The following is a 15,558-nucleotide window of genomic DNA, read 5'->3' as shown; positions in this document are numbered from 1 at the left end:
TTTTCAACGTGCGTGGGTTCGGGCCTCCATTCAGTGTTACCTGAACTTCACCCTGGACATGGGTAGATCACCTGGTTTCGGGTCTACGACCACGTACTCATGCGCCCTATTCAGACTCGCTTTCGCTGCGGCTCCGCATCTTCTGCTTAACCTTGCACGGGATCGTAACTCGCCGGTTCATTCTACAAAAGGCACGCCATCACCCGTTAACGGGCTCTGACTACTTGTAGGCACACGGTTTCAGGATCTCTTTCACTCCCCTTCCGGGGTGCTTTTCACCTTTCCCTCACGGTACTGGTTCACTATCGGTCACTAGGGAGTATTTAGCCTTGGGAGATGGTCCTCCCGGATTCCGACGGAATTTCACGTGTTCCGCCGTACTCAGGATCCACTCAGGAGAGAACGAAGTTTTGACTACAGGGCTGTTACCTCCTATGGCGGGCCTTTCCAGACCTCTTCATCTACCTCGTTCCTTTGTAACTCCGTACAGAGTGTCCTACAACCCCAAGAGGCAAGCCTCTTGGTTTGGGCTAATCCCGTTTCGCTCGCCGCTACTCAGGGAATCGCATTTGCTTTCTCTTCCTCCGGGTACTTAGATGTTTCAGTTCCCCGGGTCTGCCTTCTCATATCCTATGAATTCAGATATGGATACCACTCCATTACGAGTGGTGGGTTTCCCCATTCGGAAATCTCCGGATCAAAGCTTGCTTACAGCTCCCCGAAGCATATCGGTGTTCGTCCCGTCCTTCATCGGCTCCTAGTGCCAAGGCATCCACCGTGCGCCCTTTCTAACTTAACCGTTAAAAAGAATCACTATGTGATATCTTGTATTACTATTGAATGTGATGTCTACTGTTATCTAGTTTTCAAAGAACACGTTGGTGGAGCCTAGCGGGATCGAACCGCTGACCTCCTGCGTGCAAAGCAGGCGCTCTCCCAGCTGAGCTAAGGCCCCGTTATATAAGATGGTGGGCCTGAGTGGACTCGAACCACCGACCTCACGCTTATCAGGCGTGCGCTCTAACCAGCTGAGCTACAGGCCCATCTTAACTTATTCAAGGAACAAAGTTCCTTCAAAACTAAACAAGACAGGGAACGTTCTGTTTATAAGACCCAAGGTCTTATATTCCGTATAATATCCTTAGAAAGGAGGTGATCCAGCCGCACCTTCCGATACGGCTACCTTGTTACGACTTCACCCCAATCATCTGTCCCACCTTCGGCGGCTGGCTCCTAAAAGGTTACCTCACCGACTTCGGGTGTTACAAACTCTCGTGGTGTGACGGGCGGTGTGTACAAGGCCCGGGAACGTATTCACCGCGGCATGCTGATCCGCGATTACTAGCGATTCCAGCTTCACGCAGTCGAGTTGCAGACTGCGATCCGAACTGAGAACAGATTTGTGGGATTGGCTTAACCTCGCGGTTTCGCTGCCCTTTGTTCTGTCCATTGTAGCACGTGTGTAGCCCAGGTCATAAGGGGCATGATGATTTGACGTCATCCCCACCTTCCTCCGGTTTGTCACCGGCAGTCACCTTAGAGTGCCCAACTGAATGCTGGCAACTAAGATCAAGGGTTGCGCTCGTTGCGGGACTTAACCCAACATCTCACGACACGAGCTGACGACAACCATGCACCACCTGTCACTCTGCCCCCGAAGGGGACGTCCTATCTCTAGGATTGTCAGAGGATGTCAAGACCTGGTAAGGTTCTTCGCGTTGCTTCGAATTAAACCACATGCTCCACCGCTTGTGCGGGCCCCCGTCAATTCCTTTGAGTTTCAGTCTTGCGACCGTACTCCCCAGGCGGAGTGCTTAATGCGTTAGCTGCAGCACTAAGGGGCGGAAACCCCCTAACACTTAGCACTCATCGTTTACGGCGTGGACTACCAGGGTATCTAATCCTGTTCGCTCCCCACGCTTTCGCTCCTCAGCGTCAGTTACAGACCAGAGAGTCGCCTTCGCCACTGGTGTTCCTCCACATCTCTACGCATTTCACCGCTACACGTGGAATTCCACTCTCCTCTTCTGCACTCAAGTTCCCCAGTTTCCAATGACCCTCCCCGGTTGAGCCGGGGGCTTTCACATCAGACTTAAGAAACCGCCTGCGAGCCCTTTACGCCCAATAATTCCGGACAACGCTTGCCACCTACGTATTACCGCGGCTGCTGGCACGTAGTTAGCCGTGGCTTTCTGGTTAGGTACCGTCAAGGTACCGCCCTATTCGAACGGTACTTGTTCTTCCCTAACAACAGAGCTTTACGATCCGAAAACCTTCATCACTCACGCGGCGTTGCTCCGTCAGACTTTCGTCCATTGCGGAAGATTCCCTACTGCTGCCTCCCGTAGGAGTCTGGGCCGTGTCTCAGTCCCAGTGTGGCCGATCACCCTCTCAGGTCGGCTACGCATCGTCGCCTTGGTGAGCCGTTACCTCACCAACTAGCTAATGCGCCGCGGGTCCATCTGTAAGTGGTAGCCGAAGCCACCTTTTATGTTTGAACCATGCGGTTCAAACAACCATCCGGTATTAGCCCCGGTTTCCCGGAGTTATCCCAGTCTTACAGGCAGGTTACCCACGTGTTACTCACCCGTCCGCCGCTAACATCAGGGAGCAAGCTCCCATCTGTCCGCTCGACTTGCATGTATTAGGCACGCCGCCAGCGTTCGTCCTGAGCCAGGATCAAACTCTCCGATAAAGTAGTTTGACTGACTACGCACATCGCTGTGCGATTTTTAAAAACTGAATTAACAGGTACGTTTTGTCTTGTTTAGTTTTCAAAGAACTTTGTTTACCGCTCGTTTAAGCGACTTTATTATCATAACATTTACCGTCGCTACTGTCAACAACTTTTTAACATTTTCTTTTCAAAAAAGCTGTTCGTCATCAGCGACGTATACTAGAATAACACCTTCGGTTGTCTAAGTCAATACATAATATCAATTAAATGATAAATTGCTTAATAACGACTAACGCAGCTATTCCGGGTATCCCTAAAATTCCGCTGATAGCTGTTGTAACCAGATTAATCGGCACATGAATGCCAAGACTGCCGCCAAACATATTTACACAAACCAGCAGCAAAGCACCTGCCACAAATTTAACAGCTGTGATGCCAATCCACTTTAAAGGCTTCGCAGCTGAACCTGATAAAAAAAGAAGAATAACCAGTCCTAAAATAATCCCGATAATAAAAATAGGCTCCATGAATCTTCTCATCTCCTTCGCTTGTTCTAGTACAAGCTTATGAGAAGATCCAGGAGTTTAGACCACTTACTTCCACCGGCTGATTTTTACATTTCGCTGCTTCGCTTCCCTTAAGTAAAAAAAATACTTCGCTTCAGCTACTTTCAGTTCGTATAACACTTCAGCAGACGGTTCTAAGCTTTTTTCGACCAGCTTTTTTTGCCTGTTCCACTCTTCCTTTTGCTTAAAAAGCTGCTCGGTTAGTTTTTCATCAAACTCTCTTCTTAATGTTTTCTTGCGAAGAAAACCCATGGATCGCTTTTTCCTCCTTACAATTCACGTCTTCCTTCAAGTGCTTTAGAAAGAGTGACCTCGTCAGCATATTCCAAGTCACCGCCGACGGGCAGTCCGTGGGCAATACGGGAGAGCTTAATACCAGACGGCTTGAGGAGCCTTGATATATACATCGCCGTTGCTTCCCCTTCTATATTAGGGTTTGTCGCGAGGATCACTTCTGTCACTTGATCATCCTGTAATCGTTTTAACAATTCTGGTATTTTAATATCCTCCGGTCCAATGCCGTCCATTGGAGAAATAGCGCCGTGAAGAACGTGATACTGTCCGTTGTATTCCTTCATTTTCTCCATAGCGATAACATCCTTAGGGTCTTGCACAACACAGATAACAGACTTATCCCTGCGCGTATCTTCACATATATAGCAAGGGTCCTGATCTGTAATATGCCCGCAAACTGAACAATATGTCAGGTTGCGTTTCGCATTTACTAATGCTTTCGCAAAATCTAATACTACATCTTCTTTCATACCTAGAACAAAAAAAGCCAGACGAACCGCTGTTTTCGGTCCGATCCCTGGCAATTTCATAAAGCTGTCAATCAGCTTTGATATTGGTTCAGGATATTGCATGTTCTTTTATCCCCCTAGAATAAACCTGGCATGTTCATTCCCTTTGTAAATTGACCCATTGTTTCGTTTGTGATTTCGTCAACTTTTTTCAAAGCTTCATTCGTTGCAGCAAGCACTAAATCTTGAAGCATATCAATATCTTCAGGATCAACGACTTCTTCTTTGATGATAACATCCAGGATTTCTTTTTGGCCGTTTGCTTTTACTGTTACCATACCGCCGCCTGCAGTTCCTTCAACAACCTTTTCTGCAAGCTCTTCTTGAGCCTTCGCCATGTCCTTTTGCATTTTTTGCATTTGTTTCATCATTTTTTGCATATTACCCATTCCGCCACGCATAGCATTCACTCTCTTTCATTTTGTTAGTCTTTTATTTCAATTAAATCCGCTCCAACAAGCTTTTTCGCTTCGGCAATAAGCGGGTCTTCTTCAGCCGGTACATTTGATCCTTCATTTTCCTGCTGATGATCTTCTAAAAATTCTTCTCTTATTTTACCCCATTGTGCTTCTGGAACGCCAATCAAATCCATTCTTTTTCCGAGCATCGATTCTAAAATCTGTTCAAGATTAGTCCGGACTCCGTTGTTATCCTCAGCGACCATTTTACAATGAATTTCATATTTGAATTTCAGAACAAATGCCGCCGATCCGGCAGCCACAGGTTCACTGTCATTCAGCAAAGCGGCATGTGATACTTTGTTTTGCTGTTTGAGATGAGCAAGAAGCTTGCCCCAACTGTTTCTGAGCAGATCAAGATCCGGTCTTGTGGCTTCCTTCAAAATCTCATGAATTCTGCCTACTGGCGCTTTGTAATTGGATTTCCCGCCCTTTGGCACACGCGGCGCTTCTTTTTTCGGGCTTTCCGCAGCTGCTTTTATGCCCGTTGTTTTGAGCCGCTCTACTTCCTGTTCGAGCTGCTGGATTTTTTTCATCAGCATATCCACTTCCGGGAGATCAGCAGCAGATTGATGTGAGGTTTGGCAAATCTTCACAACGGCCACTTCGAAAAAGATACGCGGATGATTTGTCCATTTCATTTCCTGATGGCTCTTGTTCAGAATATCAATCATTTCATATAGGGCCTGAGCCGGAATTTGTTCACTTAGTTCCCGGAACGTTTCATCGACTTTTACTTTCTCAAGCACTCCCTCTAAGCCAGGGGCTGTTTTGTACAGCAGCATGTCCCTGAAATAGAAAATCATATCTTCTATCAGCTTAGCTGGATCTTTTCCTTGCTGAAGCAATTCATTTAATGTTTCCAGTGCGTCAGAAACGTTTTTATCATGCAGGGATTGTGCAAGCTTCCCGATATATAATTGAGAAACAGCACCCGTAATTAAAAGCGCATCTTCGACTTTCAGGATATCGCCGCTGAATGATATGGCCTGATCAAGAAGGCTCAGGGCATCCCTCATCCCTCCGTCTGCAGCACTCGCGATGATATCCAGCGATCCTTCCTCCACTTGCAGCTGTTCAGCATCAACAATTTTATTCATGCGGCCTACAATCGCTTGGGAGGTAATTCGTTTAAAGTCAAAACGCTGACATCTAGAGATAATGGTTAAAGGAATTTTGTGCGGTTCAGTTGTTGCTAATATGAAAATACAATGCTCAGGCGGCTCTTCTAATGTTTTTAGTAATGCATTAAAAGCGCCGATAGAAAGCATATGCACCTCATCTATGATATATACCTTATATGTGACGGCCGATGGGGCAAACTTCACTTTATCGCGAATGTCACGAATCTCATCAACACCGTTATTAGAAGCGGCGTCAATTTCTATGACATCGGATATTGACCCGTTTGTTATCCCTTTACAGGCCGCACATTCGTTGCATGGCTCATCAACAGGAGCATGTTCACAGTTGACAGCCTTAGCAAATATTTTGGCTGCACTGGTTTTTCCGGTTCCTCTTGGCCCGGAAAACAGATAGGCGTGAGAAAACTTTTTTTGCAAAAGGGCATTTTGCAGCGTTTTTGTAATGTGTTCTTGTCCGACCACATCTTCAAAGCGCTGAGGCCTGAATACTCGATATAAAGCTTGGTAACTCACGGGTTTGCCCTCCTCCGTTATTCATCATTCCCATTATACATGAACCTTGTTTCGATTCCAAAAGCTCTTTTTACATAACAAAAAACTCACCTAATATTAGGTGAGTCTGAAAATTTGATGATTGATTTACCGTGCACCTTCTGTCGATTCGCTACCCTAAGCGTTACTTAAGCAGTTAGCTCGGCCCAGGCAACCCTGCGGCACATGAGAGGTTTCACTTAATGCTGCTTCCTTCCGGACCTGACATGGTTCATGAATTCCCATTGCGCAGGACCCAAACGTCAACACCACTTACTTAAGGCAGGCCTTAAAGTAAACGAACCTCGAGAAGGGATTCGGCCCTGCTAGAGCGGATTGCAGGTACAGGGCACCGCTACCTCCCCGCTTAGCACGGCAAAATAAATATCAAATTTTAAGTTGCATCTATTACGATGCACACTTAAGTATATCTGTTTCCCCTAAAAATTGCAACCGTACTATTCAGACAAGTTTTTCCTGGCAGCTTTCTTCTTTTTTCTTAGTTCTCTGAAAAACGCACTGAGCATTCCGCCGCATTCTTCCTCAAGTACACCGCTCACCACTTCAGCCTGATGATTAAAGCGTTCCTCCTGGAGAAGGTTCATTAGCGTGCCTGAACAGCCGCCTTTCGGATCAAATGCGCCAAAAACCACTTTTTCCACTCGAGAAAGTACGACTGCACCAGCACACATTGGACAAGGCTCAAGCGTCACATAAAGAGTCGCACCTTCCAGCCGCCATGTTCCCAGTGCCTTACACGCTTCATCCATTACAAGCATTTCTGCATGGGCAATAGATCGCTGTTCAGTCTCTCTTAAATTATGTGCACGCGCTATAATTTCATCATTAACGACAAGCACCGCACCTATTGGCACTTCACCTTTCTCTTCAGCCTTTTTCGCTTCTTTAATTGCTTCTTTCATATAAAGTTCATCTTGTGTCATAAGGATAAGCTCTCTTTTCAAAGTTTTTTCATTGCCTAAAAAGGCTACATATTAACTATAACTGAAACGGAAAGGAGACTGTCGATTGTCCAAAGCAGATACAGCCCTTCTCATTGTAGACATGATCAATAATTTTGAATTCGATATGGGAGAAACCCTCGCTAAAAAAACAGAAAAAATCGTTCCTCATATTTTATCATTAAAGGAGCACGCGAGACAAAATGAATGGCCGATTATTTACATCAATGATCATTATGGACTTTGGCAAGCTGACATTAAAAACATTCAGCAAGAATGCACAAATGAAAGAAGCAAGGATATCATCACAAAGATAGCTCCGGAAGATGCTGATTATTTTTTAATCAAACCAAAACATTCCGCTTTCTACGAAACTGCACTTCACACCCTTCTTACTGAGTTGCAGGTGAGACATATTATCTTAACAGGTATAGCCGGCAATATATGTGTGCTGTTTACCGCTAATGACGCTTATATGAGGGAATACAGCATCACGATTCCTAAGGACTGTATCGCGTCAAACAGTGACGAAGATAACGAATTCGCCTTAACTATGATGGAGAATGTTCTTTTCGCAGAAATTACGACGGAAGAACAAATTACAGAAAAATAAACATGATCAGCGCTTTTCTTTCATACATTGATAGCGATATGAAAGGAGGCGTTTTTCATTCAAATTTATGTGGTAAAACAAGGCGACACTCTTTCTGCTATCGCTTCACAATACAGAACAACCGTAAGTGAGATCACTGAAACGAATGAAATACCGAATCCCGACAGCCTTGTTGTCGGACAAACCATTGTCATTCCAATAGCCGGCCAGTTCTATGATGTGAAGCGAGGTGATACCCTGACATCCATCGCCCGGCAGTTCAATACAACAGCAGCCGAGCTCGCAAGGGTTAACCGCATCCAGTTAAATACCGTGCTTCAGATTGGTTTCCGTTTATACATCCCTCCAGCTCCTAAACGAGACATCGAATCAAATGCTTATTTGGAGCCCCGAGGAAATCAAGTCAGCGAAAATCTCCAGCAGGCGGCCAGAGAAGCGTCACCCTACTTAACGTACCTTGGCGCATTCAGCTTCCAGGCACAGCGGAACGGAACCTTAGTCGCACCGCCTTTAACGAATTTAAGGAGCATTACAGAAAGTCAAAATACAACATTGATGATGATTATAACGAACCTAGAAAACCAGGCATTTAGTGATGAACTTGGCCGGATCCTTTTGAACGACGAAACTGTAAAAAGAAGGCTTCTAAATGAAATAGTGGAGAATGCCAAGAGATATGGCTTCCGTGACATTCATTTCGACTTTGAATATTTGCGGCCCCAGGATAGAGAGGCCTATAATCAATTTCTCCGCGAAGCAAGGGATCTTTTTCATCGAGAGGGCTTAGAAATTTCTACGGCTCTTGCTCCTAAAACAAGTGCAACACAGCAGGGCAGATGGTATGAAGCTCATGATTACAGGGCGCATGGCCAAATTGTCGACTTTGTTGTTCTCATGACATATGAATGGGGCTATAGCGGCGGGCCGCCTCAAGCGGTTTCTCCAATTGGACCTGTCCGTGATGTCATAGAATATGCTTTGACTGAAATGCCTGCGAACAAAATTGTCATGGGCCAGAATTTATATGGATATGACTGGACGCTGCCATATACAGCAGGGGGAACTCCGGCAAGAGCAGTAAGCCCTCAGCAAGCCATTGTCATAGCTGATCAGAACAATGCTTCCATTCAGTATGACCAAACCGCTCAAGCTCCTTTCTTCCGCTATACTGATGCAGAAAACAGAAGGCACGAGGTATGGTTCGAGGATGCCCGCTCGATCCAAGCAAAATTCAATCTGATTAAAGAGCTGAATTTAAGAGGCATCAGCTATTGGAAGCTGGGTCTTTCCTTTCCACAAAACTGGCTGCTGCTGTCTGATCAATTTAATGTTGTCAAAAAGACGTTTCGATAATTTGGAAACGTCTTTTTTTCATGGGGGCACCTAAGGGTTGTGATACAATATGAAGGTCGGTAACTGACGCACGTTTTTCAGATATAAGGAGGATTCCGATGAATACAGCCCCTTTTATTGCAATAGAAGGTCCTATCGGGGCAGGAAAAACAACTCTCGCAACGATGCTCTCACAAGAGTTCGGATTCCCTATGATCAATGAGATTGTAGAGGATAACCCGTACCTTGATAAGTTTTATGACAATATAGAGGAATGGAGCTTCCAGCTCGAGATGTTTTTTCTTTGTCACAGATACAAACAGCTTGAAGACACCAGTGATCACTTTTTAAAAAAGGGACAGCCTGTAATAGCTGATTATCATATTTATAAAAATGTGATTTTTGCGGAACGCACCTTGTCTCCACATCAGCTGGAAAAATACAAAAAGATATATCACCTGCTAACGGATGATCTGCCAAAGCCGAATTTCATCATTTACATAAAGGCCAGTCTGCCTACATTGCTACACCGCATTGAAAAACGCGGGCGCCCCTTTGAGAAAAAAATTGAAACTAGCTATTTGGAGCAGCTGATTTCAGATTATGAAGTCGCCATCAAGCAGCTGCAGGAAGCAGACACTGAACTTACAGTGTTAACCGTAGATGGTGATTCAAAGGATTTCGTTTTGAATAAGAGCGACTTTGAACGCATTGCCGCCCATGTAAAGGAGCTTATCGTATGAAGGAACATCATATCCCTAAGAATTCAATTATTACAGTAGCAGGAACAGTAGGTGTCGGAAAATCGACTTTAACAAAAACTTTAGCTAAACGGCTTGGATTTAAAACATCTTTGGAGGAAGTCGATCATAATCCATATTTGGAAAAGTTCTATCATGATTTTGAACGTTGGAGCTTTCACCTTCAAATTTACTTCTTAGCTGAACGCTTCAAAGAACAGAAAACAATTTTTGAAGCCGGCGGAGGTTTTGTACAGGATCGTTCGATTTATGAAGATACAGGAATTTTCGCAAAAATGCATGCTGATAAAGGGACAATGTCAAAGGTTGATTATAAGACTTACACAAGCCTTTTCGAAGCAATGGTAATGACACCGTATTTCCCACATCCAGATGTGTTGATCTATTTAGAAGGAGATCTGGAGAACATTTTAAACCGGATTGAACAACGCGGCCGTGAGATGGAGCTTCAGACAAGCCGGTCTTATTGGGAAGAAATGCATACACGCTACGAGAACTGGATAAGCGGTTTTAATGCCTGCCCTGTTTTAAAACTTCGCATTGAAGATTATGATCTTCTGAACGACGAAAACTCGATTGAAAATATTGTAGATCAAATTGCTTCAGTTATTCATGATAATCAAAAAAAGTGAATCTCAGTCGAGATTCACTTTTTCTTTAAAATAAAAAATCCGCCGCACCGAATGCAACGGACAAAACAATCTCCAATATATGCTTGTGTTTCATTAGAATTAAAATCAATATGGCGGAGGAAGAGGGATTCGAACCCCCGCGGGCTTTGACACCCCTGTCGGTTTTCAAGACCGATCCCTTCAGCCGGACTTGGGTATTCCTCCGTATCGACAAGACTTACTATATCACGTATGTTCTCGTGTGGTCAAGCATTTTTAAAAACTTTTTTTGTTTTTATGAAAATGCCGTTTTTACATAAGCAAAAAGGCGCACCTTGTCAGGCACGCCTTTCCATAATTTACGGTTTCATTACTTCTCTATTCCCCATATAAGGACGAAGCACTTTCGGAATCACAACGCTTCCGTCTTCCTGCTGATAATTTTCTAAGATAGCGGCAACTGTTCTTCCAACCGCCAGTCCTGAACCGTTCAGTGTGTGTACATGCTCAGGCTTGCCTTTCGCTTCACGTCTGAAACGAATATTCGCACGTCTCGCCTGGAACGCTTCGAAGTTGCTGCAAGAAGAGATTTCTCGATATGTGTCTTGGCTTGGAATCCAAACTTCGATATCGTATTTTTTCGCAGCCGTAAAGCCTAAGTCACCCGTACACATACTCATGACACGGTATGGAAGCTCAAGCAGCTGAAGAACCCGTTCTGCTTGGTTTGTAAGCTTCTCTAATTCTTCATAAGAATCTTCAGGCTTCACAAACTTTACAAGCTCAACTTTATTAAATTGGTGCTGACGAATTAATCCGCGTGTGTCACGTCCTGCTGAACCAGCTTCAGAACGGAAGCAAGCACTGAATGCCGCATAGTTGATCGGCAGGCTGTCACCTGAAAGGATTTCATCGCGATGCATGTTTGTAATCGGCACTTCCGCCGTTGGAATTAAGAAATAATCTTCTTCTCTGATTTTAAATGCATCTTCTTCAAATTTAGGAAGCTGCCCCGTTCCCGTCATGCTTGCGCGGTTTACCATATATGGCGGGATCACTTCAGTGTAGTTATACTCATCCACATGCAGATCAAGCATAAAGTTATAAAGCGCACGCTCCAGACGAGCACCTAAGCCTTTATAGAACACGAAACGGCTTCCTGTTACTTTGGCAGCACGTTCAAAATCCAGAATACCCAGCTCATCCGCAATATCCCAGTGCGGCTTCGGCTCATAAGCAAATGAAGGCTTTTCACCCCATTTACGCACTTCTACGTTGTCGTCTTCTGTTTCACCGACAGGTACAGACTCATGCGGAATATTCGGGATTGAGAGAAGGATTGTATCAAGCTCAGCTTCCACTGTTCGCAATTCTTCATCAAGCTTTTTAATTTCCTCGCCGACTTCACGCATTTCTTTAATAATGTGATCCGCGTCTTTTTTCTCACGCTTCAGCACAGCGACCTGCTGAGAAACTTCATTTCGTTTTCCTTTTAACTCTTCAACCTTGCCGATGAGCTCTCTTCGTCTATCATCCAGCGCCTCAAACTTATCAAAATCAGTTAAGTCTTCGCCTTTGTGTACAAGCTTTGCTTTAATTTCTTGAAAATTTGCTCTCAGCATTTTCGTATCAAGCATGCGAAACACTCCTTTTTTTATTGATTTGTCGAAAATAAAAAGAGCCCTCATCCCCATAAAGGGACGAGAGCTCTCGCGTTGCCACCCTGATTGAAAACAAATCAAAGACTCGTTTTCCACTTTCAAACATAACGGTTATCCCGTAAATGCCTACTTGTTTCAGCATTTCGCTCAAGGATGGATTCAGACAGCATCTTTCACCGATTCGCACCAACCATCGGCTCTCTTAGAAAGAGAGGCTCCCTACTAGTTCCTATCAACGCTTTTCGATCTTTATTTGTGCTTATAATGTACTATAAGTTTCCACAGCTTTCAACTGTTTTATACAAGTGCCTTTTGCTTATATTCCTCAACCATTTCAACAAACAGCTGTGTCACTCGGTGATCTTCTGTCAGCTCCGGATGGAATGAGCAGCCAAGGAATTGCCCCTGTTTCGCGGCTACAATACGACCATTATGCTCCGATAGAACTTCAACATTTTCACCAGCTTCTAAAATATGCGGAGCACGGATGAATACCCCTGTAAAAGGCTCGTCCAAGCCTTTAATTGTTAAATCAGCTTCAAAGCTGTCAACCTGCCGGCCAAATGAATTACGTTCTACAACCACATTCAGAAGACCTAAATGAGGATTATCTGAACCGGCAATTTCTTTTGCTAATATAATTAATCCGGCACATGTTCCAAACATCGGTTTGCCCTGAGCAGCGAATTCACGAAGCGGCTCCATGAATTGATACGTATCGATCAAACGGCGCATCGTCGTGCTCTCACCGCCCGGCAAAATCAACCCGTCAACTTCGTTCAGCTGCTCCGGACGTTTTACGACAAGACCAGCCGCGCCGCATGCTTCAATCGCATGGATGTGCTCTCTAACTGCTCCTTGAAGTCCTAGTACACCTATTGTTAACATGTCAGCAGCGCTCCTATGTTCTTACCAGCCGCGTTCTTGCATACGCTGTTCTGGAAGTAAGTTTGAGATTTCAATCCCTTTCATTGCAGTACCAAGCTCTTTTGATAGCTCAGCGATCAATTTGTAATCAGTAAAGTGAGTTGTTGCTTCCACAATTGCTTTCGCAAATTTAGCAGGGTTGTCTGATTTGAAAATACCAGAACCAACAAATACTCCGTCAGCACCGAGCTGCATCATGAGAGCAGCATCAGCTGGAGTTGCTACGCCGCCAGCGGCAAAGTTAACGACAGGAAGCTTGCCGTCTTTTTTAATTTGAAGAAGAAGCTCGTAAGGAGCACCTAGGTTTTTCGCTTCTGTCATTAGTTCATCCTCACTCATCGCAACTACTTTGCGCACTTGAGCGTTAACTTTGCGCATATGGCGAACAGCCTCAACAATATTACCTGTTCCAGGCTCACCTTTTGTGCGAAGCATAGAAGCACCTTCCGCAATACGGCGTGTTGCTTCACCAAGATCGCGACAGCCACAGACAAAAGGAACTGTGTATTCATTTTTATTTAAATGAAATTCTTCGTCAGCCGGCGTCAGAACTTCACTTTCATCAATATAGTCAACACCCATAGCTTCAAGCACACGCGCTTCAACAATATGTCCGATACGCGCTTTTGCCATTACCGGGATAGATACTGCATTCATTACTTCTTCCACGATTGTAGGGTCAGCCATACGGGCAACTCCTCCAGCCGCGCGAATATCTGCTGGCACACGTTCTAGCGCCATTACAGCGACAGCTCCAGCTTCTTCAGCGATTTTCGCTTGTTCCGCATTGATGACGTCCATGATGACGCCGCCTTTTTGCATTTCTGCCATTCCGCGTTTTACACGTTCAGTACCTGTTTGAGCCATTTCTTGGTCCCCCTAATCAAGGTATAGTTATATGATTTCTAATCCTTATTGTATCCTAGAAATCCAATAATTCATATGGATATATACTATTTTATTCGGTTTTTAGCGCTTTGAAAATCATTTTTTATTAAAAATTGGGTTTTTTCAGTATATTACGCGAAAGAGCCCTAACATCCATCAGAGCTCTTTCAATTGATTAAAACCAGCCGGTTACCGTATCAACAATGCTTCCCCAAATTCCGGAAAAAAATCCGCCGATACTGCGCATTGTCAAAACAAACCAGTTTGCTTTTTCTACATTTTCTTTTGTAACAAGGTCTACGCCAGCCAGATCGCTGTTAAGGAATCCGTAATCCTTTTCATCACCTGTGTATTCCGCAGTCAGCTTCCCAACCTTGGTTCCTTTTTTCACAGGAGCAGTTAAGTTGTCTTTATTCAGTGTGACCTTCGCTTTGTAATTCTTTTCTTCACCATTTTTGACAGGAAGAGAGAACGCCTTGTTTGTCACAATGCCTACTTCTTTCTCTTTACCCTTATCAACTGAAATTGTTTTATGGCCTTTTACTTGATCGCCTTCAGCATAAATTTCTTTCATGAAGAAATTGTCGAAAGCATAATCAAACATTTTTTTCGTTTCATCGAAACGGCCTGTATGAAGGTTGCCCTTCGCGTTTAAAACAACAGTGATGACACGCATACCGTTGCGTTCAGCTGTTCCTGTAAAGCATGAACCCGCAGAGTCAGTAGAACCTGTTTTCAGTCCGTCTACAGTCGCTTTTTTATACTCGCTGACAAGCCCCTTCAGCATAAAATTCCAGTTCGGCATGTCCATTTCATCATCGGTGCCTTCTCTGAATTTCGTTTTGGCGATACTGGAAGTCTCCAGTATCTCAGGGTAGTCAGTAATCAAGTGATCCGCAAGAATTGCCATATCCTTTGCAGAAACTTCACTTTCTTCATTTACGCTTGTCCCCTCAGGCTGATGCCCGTGAAGATCTTTGTTTTCAAGACCTGTTGCGTTAACAAATTTGTAATCTGTTAAGCCTAGTTCTTTTGCTTTTGCATTCATTTTTTCAACAAACTTAGTTTCAGAACCGGCAACTATTTCTGCAATCGCAATAGCAGCAGCATTTGCAGAATAAATTGCTGTAGCTTGATATAATTCTTTTACTGTGTATTTCCCGTCTTTCCGAAGAGGAACGTTTGATAAGCTGTTATCTTGGGAAATTTCATACACATAGTCATCAGGCGTATAGGTTTGGTCCCATTTCACTTTACCTTGATCAATTGCTTCTAATAACAGATACTCTGTCATCATTTTTGTCATACTCGCAATTGGCAGTCTCTTATCTGCATTTTTACTGTAAAGAATTTTACCTGAAGAAGCTTCGATCATAATAGCAGCAGATGCATTGATATCAATTGGATCGCTGGCTGCTTTTGCTTTTGACATTGGAGCCAGACACGTGACAGCTAGAGTTAACACAACCAATGACATCAGTAGCTGTTTACATTTCTTGATGTTCAATCGTACGACCTCCGTATTTCATTTTCTTCATCTATAATTAAGCCGTTAAGGACATTTTCAATGCACAACAGTATAAATTTTATCATAATCAGTATAAAAAAAATAGACAGAGTCAG

14 protein-coding genes, 3 tRNA genes, 2 rRNA genes, 1 other RNA gene and 1 other annotated feature (1 of these 21 running past the window's edge) are annotated in these 15,558 nt (G+C 44.1%); of the genes, 4 read left to right on the top strand and 16 right to left on the bottom strand.

Annotated elements, in window-relative coordinates; genetic code table 11:
- From NST79_RS00170 to tadA, 11 genes are all read right to left on the bottom strand, one after another.
- Nucleotides 1-799, bottom strand: a 23S ribosomal RNA gene (locus NST79_RS00170); it reaches 2,129 nt to the left of the window's first position.
- Nucleotides 800-879: 80 nt separating this feature from the next.
- Nucleotides 880-955 (bottom strand) — tRNA-Ala (locus tag NST79_RS00165).
- Nucleotides 956-966: 11 nt separating this feature from the next.
- Nucleotides 967-1,043 (bottom strand) — tRNA-Ile (locus tag NST79_RS00160).
- Nucleotides 1,044-1,145: 102 nt separating this feature from the next.
- Nucleotides 1,146-2,695 (bottom strand): 16S ribosomal RNA (locus NST79_RS00155).
- Together the 16S and 23S rRNA genes with 2 tRNA genes alongside form the textbook arrangement of a ribosomal RNA operon.
- A 245-nt stretch (nucleotides 2,696-2,940) precedes the next feature.
- On the bottom strand, nucleotides 2,941-3,204 hold the full coding sequence (gene bofA / locus NST79_RS00150) for a sigma-K factor-processing regulator BofA (RefSeq protein ID WP_003225421.1): 264 nt from the start codon (nucleotides 3,202-3,204) through the stop codon (nucleotides 2,941-2,943).
- A 66-nt stretch (nucleotides 3,205-3,270) separates the two neighbouring features.
- Nucleotides 3,271-3,495 carry a YaaL family protein gene (locus NST79_RS00145; protein ID WP_212059419.1) on the bottom strand — a complete coding sequence of 75 codons (225 nt, stop codon included), beginning with the start codon at nucleotides 3,493-3,495 and terminating at the stop codon, nucleotides 3,271-3,273.
- A gap of 17 nt (nucleotides 3,496-3,512) precedes the next feature.
- Nucleotides 3,513-4,109: a recombination protein RecR gene (recR, locus tag NST79_RS00140; protein ID WP_003225425.1), complete on the bottom strand. Its 597-nt coding sequence runs from the start codon at nucleotides 4,107-4,109 to the stop codon at nucleotides 3,513-3,515.
- A 14-nt stretch (nucleotides 4,110-4,123) separates the two neighbouring features.
- The gene (locus NST79_RS00135) at nucleotides 4,124-4,447 is read right to left on the bottom strand and encodes a YbaB/EbfC family nucleoid-associated protein (protein WP_003225427.1); all 324 of its coding nucleotides are present in this window, start codon (nucleotides 4,445-4,447) and stop codon (nucleotides 4,124-4,126) included.
- Between the two features lie 23 nt (nucleotides 4,448-4,470).
- Entirely contained in the window at nucleotides 4,471-6,162 is a 1,692-nt protein-coding gene (gene dnaX, locus NST79_RS00130) for a DNA polymerase III subunit gamma/tau (protein WP_015253021.1), read from the bottom strand.
- Between the two features lie 129 nt (nucleotides 6,163-6,291).
- Nucleotides 6,292-6,556, bottom strand: an RNA gene (ffs, locus tag NST79_RS00125) — signal recognition particle sRNA large type.
- Nucleotides 6,557-6,638: 82 nt separating this feature from the next.
- Nucleotides 6,639-7,124 carry a tRNA adenosine(34) deaminase TadA gene (tadA, locus tag NST79_RS00120; RefSeq protein WP_015715088.1) on the bottom strand — a complete coding sequence of 162 codons (486 nt, stop codon included), beginning with the start codon at nucleotides 7,122-7,124 and terminating at the stop codon, nucleotides 6,639-6,641.
- Nucleotides 7,125-7,209: 85 nt separating this feature from the next.
- On the opposite strand from tadA, the gene NST79_RS00115 reads away from it, so the two are divergent.
- The 4 genes from NST79_RS00115 to dck all read left to right on the top strand — a co-directional run bounded on the left by NST79_RS00115 (nucleotide 7,210) and on the right by dck (nucleotide 10,480).
- Nucleotides 7,210-7,755 (top strand): isochorismatase family cysteine hydrolase, encoded by a 546-nt coding sequence (locus NST79_RS00115; RefSeq protein WP_003226786.1) that lies wholly within the window; start codon nucleotides 7,210-7,212, stop codon nucleotides 7,753-7,755.
- 69 nt (nucleotides 7,756-7,824) lie between these two features.
- Complete coding sequence (locus NST79_RS00110) at nucleotides 7,825-9,108, top strand: glycoside hydrolase family 18 protein (RefSeq protein ID WP_024572658.1); 1,284 nt, start codon at nucleotides 7,825-7,827, stop codon at nucleotides 9,106-9,108.
- Nucleotides 9,109-9,206: 98 nt separating this feature from the next.
- On the top strand, nucleotides 9,207-9,830 hold the full coding sequence (gene dgk / locus NST79_RS00105) for a deoxynucleoside kinase (RefSeq protein ID WP_212059417.1): 624 nt from the start codon (nucleotides 9,207-9,209) through the stop codon (nucleotides 9,828-9,830).
- Nucleotides 9,827-10,480, top strand: a complete 654-nt coding sequence (gene dck, locus NST79_RS00100; RefSeq protein WP_003226792.1) for a deoxyadenosine/deoxycytidine kinase — start codon at nucleotides 9,827-9,829, stop codon at nucleotides 10,478-10,480. Before dgk ends, dck begins: the two co-directional genes overlap by 4 nt.
- 111 nt (nucleotides 10,481-10,591) lie before the next feature.
- On the opposite strand, the gene NST79_RS00095 is transcribed toward dck, so the two are convergent.
- The 5 genes from NST79_RS00095 to dacA all read right to left on the bottom strand — a co-directional run bounded on the left by NST79_RS00095 (nucleotide 10,592) and on the right by dacA (nucleotide 15,442).
- Nucleotides 10,592-10,684 (bottom strand) — tRNA-Ser (locus NST79_RS00095).
- Nucleotides 10,685-10,818: 134 nt separating this feature from the next.
- Nucleotides 10,819-12,096: a serine--tRNA ligase gene (gene serS, locus NST79_RS00090; protein WP_003247131.1), complete on the bottom strand. Its 1,278-nt coding sequence runs from the start codon at nucleotides 12,094-12,096 to the stop codon at nucleotides 10,819-10,821.
- Nucleotides 12,097-12,152: 56 nt separating this feature from the next.
- Nucleotides 12,153-12,365 (bottom strand) — a binding site (T-box leader).
- 52 nt (nucleotides 12,366-12,417) lie between these two features.
- The gene (pdxT, locus tag NST79_RS00085) at nucleotides 12,418-13,008 is read right to left on the bottom strand and encodes a pyridoxal 5'-phosphate synthase glutaminase subunit PdxT (RefSeq protein WP_003226797.1); all 591 of its coding nucleotides are present in this window, start codon (nucleotides 13,006-13,008) and stop codon (nucleotides 12,418-12,420) included.
- A 21-nt stretch (nucleotides 13,009-13,029) separates the two neighbouring features.
- Nucleotides 13,030-13,914 carry a pyridoxal 5'-phosphate synthase lyase subunit PdxS gene (pdxS, locus tag NST79_RS00080; protein ID WP_003247145.1) on the bottom strand — a complete coding sequence of 295 codons (885 nt, stop codon included), beginning with the start codon at nucleotides 13,912-13,914 and terminating at the stop codon, nucleotides 13,030-13,032.
- 196 nt (nucleotides 13,915-14,110) lie between these two features.
- Nucleotides 14,111-15,442 carry a D-alanyl-D-alanine carboxypeptidase family protein gene (gene dacA / locus NST79_RS00075; protein WP_212059415.1) on the bottom strand — a complete coding sequence of 444 codons (1,332 nt, stop codon included), beginning with the start codon at nucleotides 15,440-15,442 and terminating at the stop codon, nucleotides 14,111-14,113.
- Nucleotides 15,443-15,558 lie beyond the last annotated feature (116 nt).

It is taken from the genome of Bacillus sp. PS196, from assembly GCF_037963555.1.
Lineage (GTDB): Bacteria > Bacillota > Bacilli > Bacillales > Bacillaceae > Bacillus > Bacillus subtilis.
This window is presented reverse-complemented; position numbering and strand designations above follow the sequence as displayed.